Source organism: Escherichia sp. TW14182 (assembly GCF_000208525.1).
Lineage (GTDB): Bacteria > Pseudomonadota > Gammaproteobacteria > Enterobacterales > Enterobacteriaceae > Escherichia > Escherichia ruysiae.
This window is the reverse complement of record NZ_AEJZ01000449.1, coordinates 1-694: the sequence shown is the minus strand read 5'-3', so window position 1 is coordinate 694 and position 694 is coordinate 1. Positions and strand designations below refer to the sequence as shown.

The 694-nt window shown below is 39.6% G+C and carries 1 protein-coding gene; it reads right to left on the bottom strand.

Going from position 1 to position 694, the window contains the following annotated elements:
- Nucleotides 1-393: 393 nt before the first annotated feature.
- Nucleotides 394-694: DUF1133 family protein (locus EQY_RS0123025; RefSeq protein ID WP_000305190.1), on the bottom strand; the 301-nt coding region annotated here is incomplete at its 5' end.

Sequence of the window (694 nt, the reverse complement as noted above, 5' to 3'; positions counted from 1 at the left end):
GTTGCTCTACCTACTGAGCTAAGTCGGCATTGGTTCTTCAGGGGAGCGATATCACCGAGCAAAGAAGAGTTCCCCCTCAGAACCGTTTTCGATGATACGATTTAATATTCCAATCGCAACAACACTTTGCGTCAAGTTATGTAAATTTATTTATATGTTTTTATTTTATGTGAATAATTCACTTTCACTTAAAATATACATGACAATATATAAACAAATTTATTTTGAAGGAGATTATTAAATGTCGTTTCTTATATAACACCGCAGAAACAACAAAACCCGCTCGATGGCGGGTTCTATTAAAGTTCAATTGCGCTTGATTCGCCTCGCGATACAGCTTTGCGAAGCATAGCTGAATTGAAGCAGTTTATTGGCAAAAATGCAATAACTTTTTTATTGGCTTTCTCCGCATAACGCTAATTTCATTGGTATATACAGAATGTGTTCAGCAACACCCAACCATGCATCAATGCGATTTCTGCAAGTTTTCAAGCTCCAGCCAGGGCGATACTTATTTAACTGTTGTGCCATTTTCAGCTTACTCATCCCCCGCCCTTCATATCTTTGTCGGAGGATAAAAATCAATCCAGGATGCTCTGCCATCACTTCACTAATTACCCGGTCAATACATAACGCCTCGGCATCAGTGCAATGGGACAGCCAGCTTTTTTGCTTACTGTCGATCATCTCACGC